12 protein-coding genes are annotated in these 17,077 nt (G+C 35.8%); 5 read left to right on the top strand and 7 right to left on the bottom strand.

Features of this window, described 5'->3' with window-relative positions; all coding sequences use genetic code 11:
- Positions 1 to 179: 179 nt before the first annotated feature.
- Together pckA and B9Y84_RS02265 are read left to right on the top strand one after the other, a co-directional pair.
- Complete coding sequence (pckA, locus tag B9Y84_RS02270; RefSeq protein ID WP_085515472.1) at positions 180 to 1,802, top strand: phosphoenolpyruvate carboxykinase (ATP); 1,623 nt, start codon at positions 180 to 182, stop codon at positions 1,800 to 1,802.
- 33 nt (positions 1,803 to 1,835) lie between these two features.
- Positions 1,836 to 2,549: a peptidoglycan DD-metalloendopeptidase family protein gene (locus B9Y84_RS02265; RefSeq protein ID WP_317043229.1), complete on the top strand. Its 714-nt coding sequence runs from the start codon at positions 1,836 to 1,838 to the stop codon at positions 2,547 to 2,549.
- A 30-nt stretch (positions 2,550 to 2,579) separates the two neighbouring features.
- Here the strand turns inward: B9Y84_RS02265 and B9Y84_RS02260 are convergent, their stop codons facing one another.
- The 3 genes from B9Y84_RS02260 to B9Y84_RS02250 all read right to left on the bottom strand — a co-directional run bounded on the left by B9Y84_RS02260 (position 2,580) and on the right by B9Y84_RS02250 (position 6,559).
- The gene (locus B9Y84_RS02260; protein ID WP_085515471.1) at positions 2,580 to 3,587 is read right to left on the bottom strand and encodes an NADP-dependent oxidoreductase; all 1,008 of its coding nucleotides are present in this window, start codon (positions 3,585 to 3,587) and stop codon (positions 2,580 to 2,582) included.
- 122 nt (positions 3,588 to 3,709) lie between these two features.
- The gene (locus B9Y84_RS02255; RefSeq protein ID WP_085515470.1) at positions 3,710 to 5,110 is read right to left on the bottom strand and encodes an alpha/beta hydrolase family protein; all 1,401 of its coding nucleotides are present in this window, start codon (positions 5,108 to 5,110) and stop codon (positions 3,710 to 3,712) included.
- A gap of 165 nt (positions 5,111 to 5,275) precedes the next feature.
- Positions 5,276 to 6,559 carry a NupC/NupG family nucleoside CNT transporter gene (locus tag B9Y84_RS02250; protein WP_085515469.1) on the bottom strand — a complete coding sequence of 428 codons (1,284 nt, stop codon included), beginning with the start codon at positions 6,557 to 6,559 and terminating at the stop codon, positions 5,276 to 5,278.
- Positions 6,560 to 6,787: 228 nt separating this feature from the next.
- On the opposite strand from B9Y84_RS02250, the gene B9Y84_RS02245 reads away from it, so the two are divergent.
- On the top strand, positions 6,788 to 7,483 hold the full coding sequence (locus B9Y84_RS02245) for a 16S rRNA (uracil(1498)-N(3))-methyltransferase (protein ID WP_085515468.1): 696 nt from the start codon (positions 6,788 to 6,790) through the stop codon (positions 7,481 to 7,483).
- A 28-nt stretch (positions 7,484 to 7,511) separates the two neighbouring features.
- Here the strand turns inward: B9Y84_RS02245 and B9Y84_RS02240 are convergent, their stop codons facing one another.
- A complete protein-coding gene (locus B9Y84_RS02240) occupies positions 7,512 to 8,807 on the bottom strand; it encodes a sensor histidine kinase (RefSeq protein ID WP_176223684.1) in 1,296 nt (431 codons plus the stop codon).
- A gap of 179 nt (positions 8,808 to 8,986) precedes the next feature.
- Between B9Y84_RS02240 and B9Y84_RS02235 the strand changes: the two genes are divergently transcribed.
- On the top strand, positions 8,987 to 11,440 hold the full coding sequence (locus B9Y84_RS02235; RefSeq protein ID WP_085515466.1) for a zinc-dependent metalloprotease: 2,454 nt from the start codon (positions 8,987 to 8,989) through the stop codon (positions 11,438 to 11,440).
- Positions 11,441 to 11,501: 61 nt separating this feature from the next.
- On the opposite strand, the gene B9Y84_RS02230 is transcribed toward B9Y84_RS02235, so the two are convergent.
- Entirely contained in the window at positions 11,502 to 13,658 is a 2,157-nt protein-coding gene (locus B9Y84_RS02230) for a carboxypeptidase-like regulatory domain-containing protein (protein WP_085515465.1), read from the bottom strand.
- Between the two features lie 171 nt (positions 13,659 to 13,829).
- Here B9Y84_RS02230 and trpF point away from each other — a divergent pair, with 171 nt between their 5' ends.
- Positions 13,830 to 14,462 carry a phosphoribosylanthranilate isomerase gene (gene trpF / locus B9Y84_RS02225; RefSeq protein ID WP_085515464.1) on the top strand — a complete coding sequence of 211 codons (633 nt, stop codon included), beginning with the start codon at positions 13,830 to 13,832 and terminating at the stop codon, positions 14,460 to 14,462.
- Positions 14,463 to 14,553: 91 nt separating this feature from the next.
- On the opposite strand, the gene B9Y84_RS02220 is transcribed toward trpF, so the two are convergent.
- Positions 14,554 to 16,518 carry an OmpA family protein gene (locus B9Y84_RS02220; protein WP_085515463.1) on the bottom strand — a complete coding sequence of 655 codons (1,965 nt, stop codon included), beginning with the start codon at positions 16,516 to 16,518 and terminating at the stop codon, positions 14,554 to 14,556.
- Positions 16,519 to 16,873: 355 nt separating this feature from the next.
- On the bottom strand, positions 16,874 to 17,077 hold the full coding sequence (locus B9Y84_RS02215; RefSeq protein WP_139827924.1) for a hypothetical protein: 204 nt from the start codon (positions 17,075 to 17,077) through the stop codon (positions 16,874 to 16,876).

Genomic DNA, 17,077 nt, shown 5'->3' with positions numbered 1-17,077 from the left:
CTAATACGGGCTTTTCATTAAAACAAATCGGATTTGATAATCGGTCCTATTTTCCATAGAAAGTGTATTTTATACACTATCTAAACATTTGTAAATGATTAAAAAATTACTTTTTAAGCAAAGTAAATTCTTTAACTTTGCCAACCAAACCATGTTATACCTAGCAAAAACATACAAAAATGAAGGAATTTGGATTAAAGTCCGCTAAATCCGGTTTAGAAAGCCTGGGTTTAAAAAATGTAGCCGAAGCTTATTGGAACCTTAGCCCTGCTGAATTAACAGAACACGCTCTGGCCAATAAAGAAGGGGTACTCACTGATACGGGCGCTTTAATGTGTGATACTGGCAAGTTTACGGGTCGCTCTCCCAAGGATAAATTCATCGTAAAAGATGAGAAAACAAAAGATACTGTATGGTGGGGTGATATTAACATTCCATTCGATGAGGCCAAATTTGATGCACTGCATGAAAAGATGCTCAAATTTCTGGAAAACAAAAAAGTGTACGTGAGAGATGCTTATGCCGGTGCTGATAAAACATATCGTCTGAATTTAAGGGTAGTGAATACCCAGGCATGGCATAATTTATTTTGCTATAATATGTTCCTTAGGCCGGAAAAATATAAATTAGAGACTTTCGAACCGACCTTCACTATTATCAATGCTCCTGAATTTGAAGCAGACCCTGAAGTAGACGGTACTCGTCAGAAAAACTTCGCAATTGTTAATTTCTCAAAAAACATTATCTTAATTGGAGGAACAGGCTACGCTGGAGAAATGAAAAAGGGAATTTTCTCTGTTTTAAACTTCACCTTACCAACTGACCACAATGTCCTTTCTATGCACTGCTCGGCAAATATGAGCGAAAAAGCAGATGGTGATACTGCCATTTTCTTTGGTTTGTCGGGTACAGGAAAAACAACTTTGTCTGCTGATGAAAACAGAGGGTTGATTGGCGATGACGAGCATGGTTGGACTGAAAATGGGGTGTTTAATTTCGAAGGTGGATGTTATGCTAAAACCATCGACTTAACGGAAGAAAAAGAACCTCAAATTTTCAGAGCTATCAAATTCGGAGCTATTGTTGAGAATACTCGATTTGTTCCAGGAAGCAGAACTGTGGATTATGAAAATACAGAGGTAACTCAAAATACTAGAACAGCTTATCCAATTCACCATATAGATAACGCTGTTACCCCATCTATAGGTGGGATCCCAAAAAATATTTTCTTTTTGACTTGTGATGCTTACGGAGTTTTACCTCCTATATCTAAGCTTTCAAAAGGTCAAGCCATGTATCATTTTATTTCGGGTTATACTGCTAAAGTAGCGGGAACAGAGGCAGGTGTTACAGAACCGCAAACAGTTTTCAGCGCTTGTTTCGGAGCTCCGTTCCTTCCATTGCACCCTACCCAATATGCAGAAATGTTAGGTAAGAAAATGGATGAACAGCAAGTAACTGTTTGGTTGATTAATACAGGCTGGTCTGGTGGACCATATGGAGTCGGTTCTCGAATGAAATTAAAATATACCAGAGCTATGATTACCGCTGCTCTAAATGGCGGCTTGGATGAAGTAGGTTATAGAAATCATTCCATTTTTGGTTGTTCAATTCCTGCTACCTGTCCCGATGTTCCATCTGAGGTTTTGAGCCCTAGAGAAACATGGAAAAATGATAAAGGATATTACGAAATGGCGAATAAGCTTGCCAATGAATTCAATGCTAATTTCAAGAAATTTGAAGATTTTGCAAATGAAGAAATCATGGCTGGCGCTCCAAAAGCAAATTTGTCTAAGGTATAGTAGTTTTTTTCAGTTAAGTTAAATTATGCTGCCGTGAGAGTTATTGCTCACGGCAGTTTTGTTTTATCAGAATTCCTTATGAATATTGATTCAAAATACATTTTTCCCATTATGGGTAAATGGTTAAATGAAAAAAATAGTTTATTGCTAGATTTTTCTAATCAAAATGCAGAATTGAGAGTGCTTGATTTGCAATCAACTTCCAGTTTTAATGATTATGTTTTTGATTTCTTAAAACAAAAGGGGAAACAGTACGGTCATGGTGGCTATTTAGAAAATCGCATGATTTATCAACGGAGCACGCATTTTCAACAAGGCGAATCACGGTGTATGCACTTGGGTGTTGATGTTTGGTGCGAAGCTTTCCATTCCCTATATGCTCCATTAGATGCCAAAGTGCATAGCTTTGCTAATAACAATAACTTTGGAGATTATGGACCCACTATCATACTAGAACATGAATTTGAAGATAAAGTATTCTATACACTTTACGGTCATTTAAGCTTGGCTAGCTTAGAAAACTTAAAAATTGGTGACAACCTCAAAAAAGGTCAAAAATTTAGTGAGTTAGGGCCTTTCCCAGAAAACGGAGATTGGCCCCCACATGTGCACTTTCAGGTAATTTCAGATATGCTTTCTAAATCAGGCGACTTTCCTGGTGTTTGTGCCCCCTCTGAACTAGAACATTTCATAAAACTATGTCCTGATCCTAATCGCTTTCTCCTTGAAACGGGTAAGGCTAATTAAAGGGGTGAATTCCGTGCTTTTGTCCGATTATTAAGATAATTTCATATTTAGCACGACCTTACCTTTAGTATGCCCATTTTTAACATGCTCTAAGTCATCAATAGCCTTAGAAAAAGGATACTCTTGGTCTATAATTGCTGAAATATAGCGGTTTTCAATAAGCTCTTTTAAATCATTCAATTGAGCTCCATCAGCATGCATCATTACAAATTTATAATAAGCATTTTTATCTTTAACTAATTGATCAAGTTTAAATCTCTTCAGCTTCATAAGAAATCGAATCAAGCCATTCAGCCCTAACTCCTTTGCGGTTTCATTATCAGGATCTCCGGCAATGCTTACCACTCTACCCCCTTGCTTGAGAATTTCTAATGCTTCTTTAGTGTAATTTCCGCCAAGCGTATCATACACGACATCAACATTTTTTGCAATTTCACGATAATCTTCCTTTTTATAATCAATTACTCTATCAGCACCTAAATCTTTTACCCATTCAACATTTTTGGTGCTTGTGGTGGTATATACATATGCTCCTTGAGCTTTTGCGTACTGAACAGCAAAGGAGCCTACTCCTCCTGAGCCCGCATGAATCAATACTTTATTTCCCGCTTTTAGATTGGCTTTTTGAAATGCTTGAACACTTGTCAGCCCAACTAACGGAATACTAGCAGCTTCAACAAAAGATAGATTTGATGGTTTTTGACAAACAGCCTGATGGTCCACTGCTACCATTTCCGCAAAGGTTCCAGGTGAATGAGTAGGAACTCTAGCGAAAACTTCGTCTCCAATATTAAAATCAGATACATTAGTTCCCTTGTCCTTAACTGTGCCTGCGACATCAAAACCAATTGCTGCAGGAAAAGACAGTTTTTGAATATTTCTCATTGCCCCCTCGATAATTTTATAATCAACTGGATTAATGCTAGCTGCATGAACTTCAATCAGTACTTGGTCATCTTCAATTCGGGGATTCTCAACTTCTCTAATTTCAACGTTTTTGGCTATTTCTCCGTAGCCTGTGATTTGTAAAGCCTTCATCTACTCTTTTCTTTTTAATGAACTAGTCCTTTTCCAACGGATCTGAGTCAAAAAGTTGAGCTATATAGAGTTGATTTTACAAAAAAAACACACATAACTGAAGTCTGATTTCATCGAACTTCTTATTTGAGTTGTTCCAAAATCCAGCTACTCATCAAATTCAGTGCTTCTGGTGCTATCGTCTGCTCAATACTAGCATACTCAATGGGCGCGCCTGTCTCAGCTTCCTGAAATAAGTGATTAAGATCGGGCATTTTCTTTACGGTATAGTGTTCATTTCCTCCCGCTTCTAAAGCTTTTTCAATGGCTTTCAAATTGAGATCTGCAGGCACTTGCAAATCCTTCTCCCCAATGATGGCTAGCAGGGGAACATTTACTTTTCTCAAAGCTTCGGCTGGATCATAGTTCATAAAAAATATCATCCAGGGACTAGTCAATTGACTCAAAATCTGGTCGACAAATACTTGCTCCTTTAAGCCATTTGCACTTGCCAATTCAGGATTTTTAGCAACCGATTCTTCAAGATATTTTTTCAAATCTTCTTTAACGGTTTTTTCATTAATAGTATTTACCACTATATCATATGCCCCTTGATTAAACTCTCTTGCTTTTCGTAAATCTGCATCACTCATACCTGCTGCTTTTCCAATCAATTCAGCTTGTTTTAAGAGCAACTTATCTCCCCTTATGCCAGGGCCTGCCATTAAAATCACAAATGCTACATCTTTAGATTCCGCAGCCAGCATAGAAGCAATAAGTCCACCTTCGCTATGTCCAATCAACCCAATATGATCTAAATCAATCTCATCTCGATTCTTCAAATATTCCACAGCTGCTGCAACATCTGTTTTGAAATCAGCAGAAGTCGCTTTATTGAAATCACCACCTGATTCAGCTGTTCCTCTATCATCAAAACGCAATACTGCTATTCCTTGTCTGGTCAAGTAATCAGACAAGACTAAAAACGGTTTATGGCCAAGTAAAGCTTCATTTCTATCTTGGGGGCCACTCCCACTTATCAAAACCACAGCCGGAAAACGATTGCCTTCAGCAGGCATTGTTAAAGTACCTGCAAGCTTAATTCCTGCTGCTTCATTTTCAAACGTTATTTCTTTACTTAGGTAATAAAATGGCTCTTCGGGGTTCTGAGGTCTATTTAATTTCGATTTCTGTATTTCATTTTTTACCAGTACTAAAGGGATCTCACCGCCCCCTTGCTTAAAAGTACCCTGAATTTCTCCATCTTCATTAAGGCTACCATCGTATTGAATAGCTGGCATATTCATACCAAGACCTAATTGGTTATTTTCAAAAGAAACTTCTTGAACTGCCAAACCGAAAGCCCCTTGATCCGGACTATCCATCGTAGCGACTAATGTATCTCCTTGCTCTGAAATATTGAATACAATGGTGAGCTCTATTCCCTGTACCTTAAGTAATCCTTGCCATTTCCCCTCAATATTTTGAGATAGTAAAGAGAACGAAACAAAAATTAAAATCGCAAGGGTCAATAGCTTTTTCATGAATGGATTTTTAGAAGTGATATAACATGATCAATTTAATAATTCCACATAAATCAACCTATAATTCTGTATTAAAAATCGTCAAAAATTATGGAAATCAATACAAATTCTGGCTTTAATTGTCCCTTTTGAAAATCAATTTCTTCATGCAGCATAATTCGCAACTTACTCTACGAAAGAACCAGCAATTGTAGCAGTCATCATGCAAGCTAAGGTAGCTGCCATCAATGCTCTTAATCCTAATTTTGAAAGATTGCCTTGGTTGGGTGCCATTCCTCCTATCCCTCCTATTTGAATTGCTATAGAGCTAAAATTTGAAAATCCACACAAAGCATAAGTAGAAATCACGATTGATTTATTGCTTAGTATACCTTCAGCTTTCATATCCGCTAGTCCAAGGTAAGCCACAAATTCGTTAATGGCGGTTTTTTGACCAATCAAACTACCAACTGCTAAGGTTTCGCTCCACTCTACTCCCATCGCGAAAGCGAACAATCTAAAAATCTGTCCTAATAAATATTCTAAGCTTAGGCTATCAAACGTATTATTGGTAGAACTCGCTACAAATGCGTTGAGTCCAGTTAATTCGCCAATCATATTACCCAAAAAGTAATTTATAGCTGCTATAACAGCTATAAATGCCAAGAGCATCCCTCCTATGTTTAAAGCTAATTTCAACCCTTCAGCCGCCCCATTTGACAGCGCATCAATTAGATTTACACCTAATTTGTCTTGGCTAACATTTAAGGTATCGTCTATTCCATCTGGATTAGTTTCCGGAATCAAAATTTTAGAAATCACTATCGCTGCTGGAGCATTCATTATGGAGGCGCTTAATAGGTAAGCCGCAAATTTCCCTTCTTCCTCAGGATTCCCTCCGCCCAAAAATGCCACAAATCCAGCCAAAACACCTCCAGCAATAGTAGCCATGCCACCTGTCATCAAACACATTAATTCGGAACGTGTCATATTGGGAATAAAAGGCCTCACTAATAAAGGCGCTTCTGTTTGGCCTAAAAATATATTACCAGCAGCAGATAAAGATTCAGCTCCCGACAATCGCATAGTTCGAGACATTACCCATGCTATTCCAAATACTATTTTTTGCAGAATACCAAGATAATACAATCCTGCGGTTACTGTAGAGAAAAATATTACAGTCGGCAGAACCTTGAATGCGAAGATGTAACCAAAGGTGTCTCCAGCTAAATCACCAAATAGGAATTGTGCACCTGCATCAGAGAATCCAAGAAAAACTACAAAAGCATCTGCTACTGCTCGAAAACCGATCTTAATCCATTCTACTTGAGTAATTAAAACACCAAATAAAATTTGTAATGAAATGCCAATTAGCACTAGTCGCCAATCAATTTTCTTTTTATTTACTGAAAAAAGCCAGGCAAAGCCCACTAAAACTAGCAATCCGATAAGACCTCTGAGATAATCCATAGATAATATTAAATAGAGCCTGCAATGGCTACCGCTTTTGCCATCTTTGTATTGAGTTGATAATCAAAGACAAATAAAAAAATCTCAGCGATAGAATTTTAGTACTCTCATAAAGCAGCGACAAAATTAAAGGAATGTATCTAATTAAAAAATCTCTAGCAAAATCAATTCCTCAAAATGTAATAGTTTATTGCTTATTCTAATAATCAAAAATAATTAGCTTTGCACATGCAGCTGTTTTTCCAACCACAACTACCAGAAAGTAAATTCTTAGACCCTGATGAGTCTAAACATTGTATTAAAGTATTGAGAAAGAACATTCATGATGAAATCAATCTAATTGATGGAAAAGGAACATTCTACAAAGCAAAAATCACTGAGGCGCATCATAAGAAATGTAAGTTTGAGATACTCGAAACAACAACAGAAAAAAAGCAGCCCTTTCATCGGCATTTAGCTATTGCGCCAACTAAAAACATGGATAGAATGGAATGGTTAGTAGAGAAAGCTACGGAATTAGGTGTAGATGAAATAAGTTTTTTCCAAAGCTTTCATTCAGAGAGGAAGATAGTGAAGATTGAGCGAATAGAAAAAAAAGTAGTGAGTGCCATAAAGCAATCAATGAAGGCGACCATGCCTAAACTAAACGAATTGCTACCTTTTAATTCTATCCTCGATAATAAGGGTGCTATTAATAAATTTATAGCTTATGTAGATTTCGATAATGAGGTTCATTTAAAAGACCACTTAGATGCCCATAAAAATACACTCATATTGATAGGTCCAGAAGGTGATTTCACCCAGGAAGAGGTTGATTTAGCTTGCAAGAAAGGATTCGTGAAAGTCAGTTTAGGAAAGAGCCGATTAAGAACTGAAACTGCGGCCCTTGCAGCAGTTCATTTGATGAATCTTGTAACGGATTAAAAAAGTAATAAGTAAATAACTGAACAAATTATTTTTTCAACTCTGGGAAAATCATTTGAATTGTAGTACCCTCACCTTCTTTAGATTCTAAAGCAAATTCGCCCTTCAATTTCACTAACATATTCTTTACAATGTATAGACCAAGACCAGACCCCTCCTTGCCTTGTACTCCACGGTAAAACATATCAAATACTTTTTCCTGTTGATCCTTGGGAATACCAATCCCGTTATCGCTAATCGTTATTCGTAATTCATTCCGAGCTTTTTCTGCTTTTATATCAATTCTACATTGATCCTTACTGGAGTCAGAATATTTTATTGCATTGGAAATTAAGTTGTTTAGTATGACTTCCATCCTAGCCTTGTCAGTAACTACCACTGAATCAAAACCGATGTGCTTACTGAATTCTATTTTCTCCATCCCCTCAATATAATTATTGTTTTCAATTATATCATCGATCATCTTCCCTATTACTATTGGCTCTGTTTTTATTTCCGTTCTTGTATTTCTAGAAATCTCAATAACCTCTTTTATAAATAGAGTTAAACGCTCAATCCTATTTTCTATCCTTACAAAATAATCTATAACAGTTTCATCCTTCACCTCATACTTAGCAATGTTGATTAAACCTAAAATAGATGATAAGGGTGCTTTAAGATCGTGAGAAGCACTATAAACAAAGTGATCCAATTCATCATTTGCCAATTCTAATTCCTTATTTTTTTGCTCTAGCTCTTGCAAAGTTTCTACACGATTCTGGTCAATCTGTCTGTTAATGACATCCATATTGTACATCGAAAAGACCATTCCAAAAATGGAAATAAACATGTTTACGTAAAAAGAACTTTCTTCGGACTTCCCTTCTGTGAAATTTATTTCTCCGAAAGGCTGATAAGCAGTAATTTCAAGTATAAATAAAAGTAATAAAACGTAGGCTAAGGAATAGTACTTGTATTGCCTTTCCTCGTTATTATAAATTAGGAATATAATCGCAATTATAGGAAAAAAGACTAGGTAGGCTCCAATATCTTTGGGAATGACAGCGGCATAAACAAATATAAAGCCCGTACCCAAAACAATAAAAATAAACTTCGCAATTAAATGTTGTCCTCTTTCGTTGAATATAAAAGTACACAAAAATATAATTACGATCACAAAATCAAGCGATACTGCTATATAGTTGAAATTGAGAATATCATTGAGCACCTGGCTAAATCCCGCAATTATAGCAATAACCGAAAATTGCGACAGCAAAATATTTGGTTTTTGCTCTAGACTCTTTTCTAATTTTGACCACTTACTAAGGATAAAAAATCTAAACACTGAATTTACTTTTGAGTTGTAATTCATTAAAATATAAAACTTTTATCGAAGTTTATCAACATTTACGATGATTGAGCTCCTCCATTCGATTAAATTAAGTCATTTACCAGTTAAATAAAAGCATTTTATATTCTCGTAAGCTTCAAATACTTTTACATAATCAAATAAAACAGTCCTATATGAAACAACTAATCTTTAGTATTACTCTATGCTTTTTCCTTATTCAAACCGATGCAAATGCACAACTATTTGGAAAAAAGAAAAGGCAAAAAGAGAAAAGCCAAACAGAAAAGAAAAAAGGTGACTTCAAAAATTATAATGAAATCATCAAAGGTGATGTAAAATCAGATCAAGGTCTTTTCACCACTCATGAAATTGACGACAAGCTTTATTATGAAATCCCTTTTGCTTATTTAGAAACGGACCTGCTTTTAGTAAGTAGAATTGTTAAACTTCCAGATAATTTTGGCGGTGGCTATATCAATGCGGGTTCAAAAGTAAACGAGCAGGTGGTTCGTTGGCATAAAAGAGATAAAAACATTGATCTGAAAGTGATCAGCTTTGAAAATGAAAGCGATGAAGATTCCCCAATATATAAATCGGTAGAAGCCAATAATTTCTTTCCTATTCTGTATAGTAGCAAAATAGAAGCAGTAAATCCTGATTCTACTGCCTATCTAGTGGATGTAACCAGTTTATTCACAGATGAAGTAAGTGCGATCAATGCCATGCCTGAAAGATTAAGAAAGGCTTATAAAGTCAAGCGCCTCGATAAAAGTCGCTCTTATATTGCTTCTGCAAAATCATTTCCTCAGAATGTAGAGATTCAACATCTGATGACCTATGATGCTGGTGATCCTCCTGGAAGAGATCAGGCAGGAACAATTAGTATGCTCTTGAACCAATCCATGATTTTATTACCGGAAGATAAAATGCAGCCCAGATTAGCAGATGACAGAGTAGGCTGGTTCACCATTCAGAAATATGATTATAATTCTGATAAACTGAAATCAGACGATTATGAATTAATCAGACGATGGAGATTAGTACCGAAAGATATTGAAGCCTATAAAAGAGGTGAGTTGGTAGAGCCTGTTAAGCCGATTGTGTATTATTTAGATCCTGCCACACCTGAGAAATGGAGACCTTACTTCATTCAAGGAATTCAAGATTGGAACGTTGCCTTTGAAGAAGCTGGATTTAAAAATGCCATTATAGCTAAAGAAGCTCCGACAAAAGAGGAAGATCCGGAGTTTAGTCCTGAGGATGTCCGCTATTCAGTAGTTCGATATGTGGCCACTACCACCCGAAATGCCGTAGGCCCATCGGTTTCAGATCCCAGAACCGGTGAAATCATTGAAAGTGATATTATCTGGTATCACAATCACTTAAGGTCATATAGAAATCGATATATGATCGAAGCAGGTGCACAGAAGGAATCTGCCAGAACTTTAGAGACGCCAGAAGAAGAAATTGGAGAAATGATGAGGATGGTCATTGCACACGAAGTAGGTCATGCCTTAGGTTTGCCACATAATATGAAAGCGAGTTCAGCCTACCCTACTGACTCTTTAAGGTCGGCCACATTTACGCAAAAATATGGTCTCACTCCTTCCATTATGGATTATGCCAGAGTAAATTATGTGGCACAGCCTGAGGATGAAGGCGTTCGCTACATCAGAATGATGGGGCCATATGATAAGTATTCTGTGAATTGGGGTTATCGATATATTCCGGAAGCAGAAAGCAAAGAAGATGAAAAACCAATTCTAGATGAATGGATTTTGGATAAAGCCGGAAATTCATGGTATGAATTTGGAAGCGGTTATGGAGTCGCAGATCCAAGAGCCAATAGAGAAAGTTTGGGAGATGACCATGTAAAAGCTAGTGAATATGGATTAGCTAATTTGAAAAAGGTAGTTCCTAATTTAGTGAAGTGGACTGCCGAAGAGGGGCAAGACTATGCAGAATTAGCGGAGGTATACAGAGAATTAGGTTATATGTGGAGCGGCTACATTCGCCATGTTTACGACAATGTTGGAGGCGTTTATGAAACTCGCAAAACTGCAAACCAAAAGGGTGCGGTATACGAACATGTACCCAAAGACATCCAAAAAGGAGCAGTAGAATTCTTAAACGAGCATGCCTTTACCAATCATGAATGGTTATTAAACAGAGAAATTCTTCAGAGAATTGAAGATGATGGCGCTATCGAAAGAGTAAAATCACTTCAAACAAGAACCCTGAGTAACTTATTAGATGAAGATCGTATGATCAGGATGATCGAGAACGAGAGTTTTAACGGTTCTGAAGCCTATACTGTTCTAGAAATGATGGATGACCTTAGGACTGGAATATTTTCAGAACTATATAGAGGGCAAACGGTAGATGCTTACAGAAGAAATCTACAAAGGACTTATATAGATTTGGCTACTAATAGCATTGCTGAATTGAATGCAGAGGAAAAAAGAAATGATGAGGTAATAATTTCAGATGTAATTCCACTGATGAGAGCAGAGCTAGAGCAATTGAAAACAGATATTGCTAGCAGACGGTATAGGACTTCCGATAAAATGAGCAGAATTCATTGGAATGATTTATTGGCAAGGATTGATAAAGCATTTGGGGAGTAAAATAGAAAAGTCCCGGAGAAATTTCTACGGGACTTTTTTATTTCAAAAACAAAAGTTTTTCCTATTCATATATCCTTCTTCCTGAACCATAATTAATATCTCTGTAAATGGTTTGGCCTGCTACAACTTTAAAACTAACATCACCAGTCACAGCAAAATTAGAAAGTACTACAGGATTAAGTTTTTCGATGTAACCTGAACCAGAATCAATAATTTCTACTTCTCCTTGCCATATATATTCACCATAAGCGTTATATCTTCCTCCTCTAATCTTAATATTTGCGTTTTCACCTGGCAATCCTTCAATTGTTGGGCTAATGGTTACTTCAAAGGGTTCAGAATATCCTCTACCACTAAAATAGCCATCAACAAAATCAATGCCACCTTCTTCATTTAATGCAAAGGTTACAGCTGCGGGTTCAGATGAAATATTTTCAATATCAACATCAGGCATCTGATCAGATACAAATCCAGTATAGTATTTTAAATTGAAATCAAAATCCACTTTTCCATCAACTATCTTCAGCACTTTTTCGATAGATTCATCATCATAAAAATCATAAACAGTAGAATCTAATGTAATTTTATTACTAGATAAATTATAAAAATTATCATTACTGTAAAGGAAATCAATTTCGGGTACAATTTGGTAAGGACTAGATACTGAAGCATTAATTAATTCTATAGCCCATCTGCATCCAAAATACGAAACATCCATTATTGCTGCTTGACTTGGATTTCCACCTATAAATTCAAAAGAGGGATCTACATAACTTTCTCCTCTATTCCTTATGTCTAACCTTTCAATTTTAGCGTTATATCCTAGTTTTCCATTGGCTGGAAAACCACCGCTGAATTGACTCTCACCAAATCTAACCACTAAAGAATCGAAGTCTTCTGTGATTCTCCTAAAGTTATTTCCAAATCCAGCGATATAATTATCCCTCATGTAATCATCAATTCTATCGTCCATTACTTCTTGAGAAATCTCACCAGAATTGTCAGCATAAACAACAAAATAAAAAACGTTATATCTCACTCCATCTTTCATTCTGTCAACAGCAATCTCAACATATTGATTTGGATGGTATTTCCCGGCATTTGTCATATCAATTTTCTCTAAAGCAAATTCCATATGTATATCAGCTCTAAAATTTCCGCCATTTTCATCAGTGATTTTTAACTGCGGATTTCCTTGATATTTATAACCTGCAAAAAAACGATATGTGATATTATTAGACTCTCTACTAGTAGTTGGATAAACATACTGATCATATGAATAACGATTCAAATCAATAGCTCTCCCCACCTTGGAAAGTAAAATTTCCAATCCCTCTCCCCCAGCAGGAGGTGAAGTTGTTGTGGCTATTATACCTCTTATATTTGGAATACCATTATATTCTTGATTTATTCCGAAGTAAGACTCTAAGTTAGTATACTCATATGATTCTGTTTCTGAATTATAAAAAGCTAGTCTTTGCTGTCTTTTTATCTCCGGAATAACTAATTCTACGTTTGAAGTTGCAGTATTACCTGGAATTATAATTGTATAATTACCTGCGCTATCTACTACACCTGAACCTAATTCAATATCATTTAAACTAACTGTATATTCTGATATTTTCAACCCATCACTGACATCTATTCCTTCTTTAGTGAAATCTGCTTTTATTATCTCTCCTACCGCAAATTCAGGTTCTTCGGTGGTTAAATCGGACTGCATGGTGACTTTTCCGGCAATTTTGCTAGTATTTTTGCCAGAACCATCTGCTGCATAAAGCGGTAAAATCGCAGTTTCATTTCTTTCAATTGGGACAACATTACCATTCACAATTTCATAATTATAACCTTCTTCAAATTTGAAATTTATAATACCATTAACAGTATAGTAGTTCTCTTTTGAGATACTGATGTAATTACCGCCTACTTTGAAGTTGGTAAAAAATACATTTCCGTTTGCATCTGAAGTAGATGAAATTTCTTCAACTTCACCACTTTTACTGCTTGATAATGCCACTGTCGCCCCCTCAATTGGATCGTTTCCATCAAGTATTTTCAAATTAAAATTGTAAAACTCGCCTTGATTATTTAGGATTTGAAGTTGTTCTTCTAATGTTGCCTCCTGCGCTGCCATTAGTTCATCAATTTGACTCGTATCATCCGCACATGACCATAACATAACAGATGCAATAAGCATCATGAGTAAAGATTTTTTCATATTATATATTTGTGAAATTATAAAAATTTAAAGATGCTACATATATCTTAAAAGAACAAAACTCATTCCTATTATTATTAAATTTTAGAGGTTCATCTTCAATAAATTATTCATCAGAAAGCGTTTCATAGGGCAAATTTTTTCCTTTAATTTGCATCAAAATTTCACAAAATGGCATTAAAAACATTCGTTAAAATATCTGAAGTCAATAATCTGAGTGATGCACGCTACTGTGCAGGGATGACCGTAAACCTGATGGGGTTTAATCTCAATAAGGAAAGTGATTATTTTATTTCTCCTGAAAATTTTATGGAGCTTACGGGTTGGCTATCAGGACTTGAGTTCGTTGGTGAATTTGGAAATGCTTCAGAAGAAGCTATCAAGGCCGTTATTGACGAATATGAAATCGATTATCTACAAACGGATAATCCTGCCATCCTCCCCTTATTCCCGGATCACAAAAAGATCTTACGGTTCGATATGGATAAAATATCGGATGCTGCAGAAGTAAAAGAAACCATGGAAAAAACTGCAGACCAGGTAGAATTTTATCTCTTTGAATCAGAAAATGGCATTGTTTATAAAGATAATATCCTTGATCAGGTATTAGCACTAACCAAGAACTTCCCAGTTGTTCTGGGATTCAACATTACGGATGATAATGTGATGCACTATGTCAAAAACACGTCCCTTAAGGGAATTGCACTCAAAGGAGGAGAAGAAATCCGCCCTGGATACAAAGATTTCGATGAGCTTGCCGATATTTTAGAGACCTTGGAGATCGATGATACCGTAGATGAATGAAATACCTATTTAAATGATTAAGTCTGGATGTAAAAAAGCGATAAAAATATTCTTATGATCTATCACTACAAGCTTTTTATTTCCATCTCATTTAATTTTCAGAAACACTCAAATTCGGTTTGAATTTGACCTCTACTCTTCTGTTAAGTTTCCTTTCATTAGAATCATTATTATCTGCTACTGGCTCTGACTCTCCTTTGGCTACCACAGTAATATCTCTGTCATCAAAACCTTGTTTTACAATCCATTTTTTGAGGTTCAAAGCTCTATTTTTAGCTAGGTATTGATTATAAGTAATGTCACCTATGGCACAGGTATAGCCAATTAACTCCATTGATCCAGTGTGACTGGATATTTTGTTTTTTAGTTGGAGCAAAACTTCTTGATTACCACTTATTTGATCATCATCAAAAGCAAAAAGCACTCTAAATTGCTCTTCTTTGGCATTTATGGCTAATTGTACTGCTGAGACATCTAGCTCCGCATTGCTCATTAATGCAGAGGAATCTTTCGCTTCCCATCGCATGTTTGTTATTTTGAATGCAATCCTGTTATTAATATCAAACTGAGAATTGACGTGCTTTTTGTATGCATCTTCGTTAGGCTCAGTACTACCCTTAGGAGTTAAAATAAATTGGTCGGGATCAAATCCCTGATCTACATAAAACTCTTGTATTTTTAATAATCTTTCTTCTGAAAGCCTCCAATTTTTCAAGCTATCCTCGAAATCATAAGCATGTCCTGTTAATTCTAATTGTAAACTGTCATATTGCTTAAATACTTCCAAAAGTCTAACTAATTCAAAATAACTGACTTGAAAAAATTCGGACGACTTTTCTGAGAACTGAAGATTATGGCTTACTGTCATAGCTCCTTCTTGTATAGGGATAGTATGAATATCAGCAGTTTCCTCCTGATACTCTTTTTGATCTGTTAGATCGATATAGTGACTTTCACTGATATATCCACTTTTGTTTACATAAAAGAAGTACGAACCACCTGTGGGCAGAATGGCGTTAAAATGATTTGAATCATACTCTATATTAACTTCTGATTCGCTAGCACTTGTAGTTAAAAAATTCACATGATAGTTTATACTGTCTTCCTCTTCCTGATCAGCTATAAACTCACCCCTTAGGAGTATAACGGGATCTGGTCTAAATTGATAAGGTATGGTGATTGAAAAAATATCCCTACTTCCTTCTCTCCCACCATTAGAACTCACATAGTAACCTATTGCTCCATTTGCCGGTATAGTATAGTAGGCCTCAAATTCTTCGCTGTTAACATCCGGACCTAAATTTTGAGGTTCCGACCAATTGGTCCAGGTAGAATCTAAACGTTTGGTATAAAATATGTCGGCACTACCATAATTCTCATGACCCATGGAGGAGAAAAATAACGTTTTGTTATCGACAGCAAGAAAAGGGGAAAACTCTGGATGTTTAGTGTTGATTTGCTTTCCTAAATTGATTGGGCTTTGCCAAGTACCATCAGCCCCTTTTTTGCTTACATATAAATCTTGGTCACCTTGAGTATCGTCTCTTTCTACCGCAAGTAATAGTTCTTTTCCGCTGCTACTAAAAAAGTAATCAATGTAGTTACTATTATTATGAAAATCTTGAATTGGAACGGCCTTGGGGATCGTCCAACTGCCCTCTACGAGTTGAGTAGTAGACACTCCATCATTGTTGCCAGATTCTTCGTAAGTATTAAGCAGAAATAAGGTTTCACCAGAAGATGATAATGAAACTACTCCATTTGCTCGTTCATTATTTAAGAGTGTACCTGCGTTTTTTGCTTTTCCAAAACCTTTATCCCCATAAGAACTGATATAAATATCCTGATCATCGAGATCCCCATTTATATTACCTGGCGCATTTTGCCGAGCAAAATACAAGGTCTTACCATCAACTGAAATCATTGGTTTAGTTTCAGTATATTGGCTATTAATTGAATCAGAAAGGTTTATTTTAGTGATTTTCTGTCCAAATGCAGGTAAATAAATAAGGACTATGAGGGCGGTTGAAATGGTCCAAAATATTAAGCTTTTCATCTCCTGATGTTAAAGTTGATAGTAAATTATAATAGTCTTCAATAAAAAGATTAATCAAATGTACATAAATTATTGATAAACAGGCAACAATGAATTTTAATTATTTATTATTTACAGGCAATATATCAGTATAAAAGAAAACTCATACAACTGAAGAGATCATAACACGGAAATGGAAAAACTACTATAAAGAAAACCTAAAAGAATACTAGGGCTATTCATCTTAGTAAAGTTACATTAGGACAATAATGCAAAACCGAAAAGTAATTTTAGCACGATACATAAGCAGCAAATAGCACGCGTTTTGCTTCGCAACGCGCGCTAGTGGGTGTGGGTATTTTAGTAGATACAGGTTTCATTTTTTTATCACTAAAAATACTATCCAAAACAAAACGAATAAAAAAATTACCAGTTTTATTCTTTTCATTCTAATTTCATTCATCTTTTCCTGATCAACCTCTTTCTCTCTGTAGTATCGATTCATTTCTTCGTTGGAAATTTCAGGGTAAGAAAACAAGTCATCAAAAAAATCCTTAATAAAATTTATTATTTTCCTCAT

The organism is Marivirga sericea (assembly GCF_900177665.1).
Classification (GTDB): Bacteria; Bacteroidota; Bacteroidia; order Cytophagales; family Cyclobacteriaceae; genus Marivirga; species Marivirga sericea.
This window is presented reverse-complemented; position numbering and strand designations above follow the sequence as displayed.

Excerpts from the sequence above, each read along its gene's own strand:
- pckA (WP_085515472.1), top strand. The coding sequence starts at position 180 with ATGAAGGAATTTGGATTAAAGTCCGCTAAATCCGGTTTAGAAAGCCTG.
- B9Y84_RS02260 (WP_085515471.1), bottom strand. The coding sequence starts at position 3,587 with ATGAAGGCTTTACAAATCACAGGCTACGGAGAAATAGCCAAAAACGTT.
- B9Y84_RS02255 (WP_085515470.1), bottom strand. The coding sequence starts at position 5,110 with ATGAAAAAGCTATTGACCCTTGCGATTTTAATTTTTGTTTCGTTCTCT.
- B9Y84_RS02250 (WP_085515469.1), bottom strand. The coding sequence starts at position 6,559 with ATGGATTATCTCAGAGGTCTTATCGGATTGCTAGTTTTAGTGGGCTTT.
- B9Y84_RS02245 (WP_085515468.1), top strand. The coding sequence starts at position 6,788 with ATGCAGCTGTTTTTCCAACCACAACTACCAGAAAGTAAATTCTTAGAC.
- B9Y84_RS02235 (WP_085515466.1), top strand. The coding sequence starts at position 8,987 with ATGAAACAACTAATCTTTAGTATTACTCTATGCTTTTTCCTTATTCAA.
- B9Y84_RS02230 (WP_085515465.1), bottom strand. The coding sequence starts at position 13,658 with ATGAAAAAATCTTTACTCATGATGCTTATTGCATCTGTTATGTTATGG.
- trpF (WP_085515464.1), top strand. The coding sequence starts at position 13,830 with ATGGCATTAAAAACATTCGTTAAAATATCTGAAGTCAATAATCTGAGT.
- B9Y84_RS02220 (WP_085515463.1), bottom strand. The coding sequence starts at position 16,518 with ATGAAAAGCTTAATATTTTGGACCATTTCAACCGCCCTCATAGTCCTT.
- B9Y84_RS02215 (WP_139827924.1), bottom strand. The coding sequence starts at position 17,077 with ATGAGGAAAATAATAAATTTTATTAAGGATTTTTTTGATGACTTGTTT.